We start from the raw sequence: 2500 nt of genomic DNA, 5'->3' as shown, positions 1-2500 counted from the left end.
ATCTAGGCATGACCAGGATGAAGGTACGGTAACACGTACTGGAGGTCCGAACCCACACCTGTTGAAAAAGGTCGGGATGAGTTGTGCCTAGGGGTGAAAGGCCAATCAAACTCGGAGATAGCTGGTTCTCCGCGAAATCTATTTAGGTAGAGCGTCATCCGAATACCCCGGGGGGTAGAGCACTGGATGGGTAATGGGGCCCCACAGGCTTACTGATCCTAACCAAACTCCGAATACCCGGGAGTACTAGATGGCAGACACACGGCGGATGCTAACGTCCGTCGTGGAGAGGGAAACAACCCTGACCTACAGCTAAGGCCCCCAATTCGTGGCTAAGTGGGAAAGCAGGTGGGACGACCAAAACAACCAGGAGGTTGGCTTAGAAGCAGCCATCCTTTAAAGATAGCGTAACAGCTCACTGGTCTAATCAAGTTGTCCTGCGGCGAAGATGTAACGGGGCTCAAGCCACGAGCCGAAGCTTAGGATGCCGTAAGGCATGGTAGCGGAGCGTAGTGTGACATAGGATCTATCCTCTTCTGCATCCTTCGGGATGCAATGGAGGACAAGATCCTTTCTGTGAAGCCGGCCTGTGAGGGATCCGGTGGAGAGATCACTAGCGAGAATGATGACATGAGTAGCGACAAAGAGTGTGAGAGACACTCTCGCCGAAAGTCCAAGGGTTCCTGCTTAAAGCTAATCTGAGCAGGGTAAGCCGACCCCTAAGGCGAGGCCGAAAGGCGTAGTCGATGGGAACCAGGTTAATATTCCTGGGCCAGGTGGTGGTGACGGATCACGAAGGTAGTTCTTCCTTATCGGATTGGGAGGGCTGCTGAGTGGTCCCTGGAAATAGCCCCACTATGAGATCGTACCCTAAACCGACACAGGTGGACTGGTAGAGAATACCAAGGCGCTTGAGAGAACGATGTTGAAGGAACTCGGCAAAATACCTCCGTAAGTTCGCGAGAAGGAGGCCCGGTTCCTAGGCAACTAGGGGCTGGGGGCACAAACCAGGGGGTGGCGACTGTTTACTAAAAACACAGGGCTCTGCGAAGTCGCAAGACGACGTATAGGGTCTGACGCCTGCCCGGTGCCTGAAGGTTAAAAGGAGGGGTGAGAGCTCTGAATTGAAGCCCAGGTAAACGGCGGCCGTAACTATAACGGTCCTAAGGTAGCGAAATTCCTTGTCGGGTAAGTTCCGACCTGCACGAATGGCGTAACGACTTCCCCGCTGTCTCCAACATCGACTCAGCGAAATTGAATTGCCTGTCAAGATGCAGGCTTCCCGCGGTTAGACGGAAAGACCCCGTGCACCTTTACTACAGCTTCGCACTGGCATCAGGATTGTGATGTGCAGGATAGGTGGTAGGCTTCGAAGCAGGGACGCCAGTCTCTGTGGAGCCGAAAGATGAGATACCACCCTTCGCACTCTTGATGTCTAACCGCGGTCCGTTATCCGGATCCGGGACCCTGCGTGGCGGGTAGTTTGACTGGGGCGGTCGCCTCCTAAAGCGTAACGGAGGCGCGCGAAGGTTGGCTCAGAGCGGTCGGAAATCGCTCGTTGAGTGCAATGGCAGAAGCCAGCCTGACTGCAAGACTGACAAGTCGAGCAGAGTCGAAAGACGGCCATAGTGATCCGGTGGTCCCAAGTGGGAGGGCCATCGCTCAACGGATAAAAGGTACGCCGGGGATAACAGGCTGATACTGCCCAAGAGTCCATATCGACGGCAGTGTTTGGCACCTCGATGTCGGCTCATCTCATCCTGGGGCTGGAGCAGGTCCCAAGGGTATGGCTGTTCGCCATTTAAAGAGGTACGTGAGCTGGGTTTAGAACGTCGTGAGACAGTTCGGTCCCTATCTGCCGTGGGTGTAGGATACTTGAGAGGAGTTGCCCCTAGTACGAGAGGACCGGGGTGAACGATCCACTGGTGGACCAGTTGTCGTGCCAACGGCAGTGCTGGGTAGCTATGATCGGACAGGATAACCGCTGAAGGCATCTAAGCGGGAAGCCCCCCTCAAAACAAGGTATCCCTGAGGGCCGTGGTAGACCACCACGTCGATAGGCCGGAGATGTAAGCATGGTAACATGTTCAGTTGACCGGTACTAATGGCCCGATAGGCTTGATTTGATCCAGTAACAGACAGGCTCCCCTGATCGTTACGGAAAATCAAAAGCATACACACCGAACAGTGTGACTTGGACAATGCGATTTGTGTCGTGCCCAGCACGGAAACCATGTGGCAACGCGTTATCGCTTCGCGAAACGCTGCATGCCACATGTCCTGCGTCGCACGACAAAGTTGGTTTTTACTCGGTTTGGTGGTCATAGCGCGAGCAAAACACCCGGATCCATTCCGAACCCGGCCGTTAAGTGCCGTCGCGCCGATGGTACTGCGTCTCAAGACGTGGGAGAGTAGGTCACCGCCAAACCTAGTAAAAACCAAAATATATCTCTCAATACGATAAATCTCCAAACTTCATAACGCAAAAAAATATCGCACA

Annotated in this window: 2 rRNA genes (1 of these 2 cut by a window edge); both read left to right on the top strand. The window is 54.0% G+C overall.

Annotated elements, in window-relative coordinates:
* Positions 1 to 2126, top strand: a 23S ribosomal RNA gene (locus M4578_RS24065); it begins 1299 nt to the left of the window's first position.
* A 187-nt stretch (positions 2127 to 2313) separates the two neighbouring features.
* Positions 2314 to 2428: ribosomal RNA gene (gene rrf, locus M4578_RS24060) — 5S ribosomal RNA — on the top strand.
* Positions 2429 to 2500 lie beyond the last annotated feature (72 nt).

It is taken from the genome of Salipiger pentaromativorans (assembly GCF_024721115.1).
In the GTDB taxonomy this organism is placed as follows: Bacteria; Pseudomonadota; Alphaproteobacteria; order Rhodobacterales; family Rhodobacteraceae; genus Salipiger; species Salipiger pentaromativorans.
Note: the sequence above shows the minus strand (reverse complement) of the source record. Positions and strands in the feature narration are given on the sequence as shown.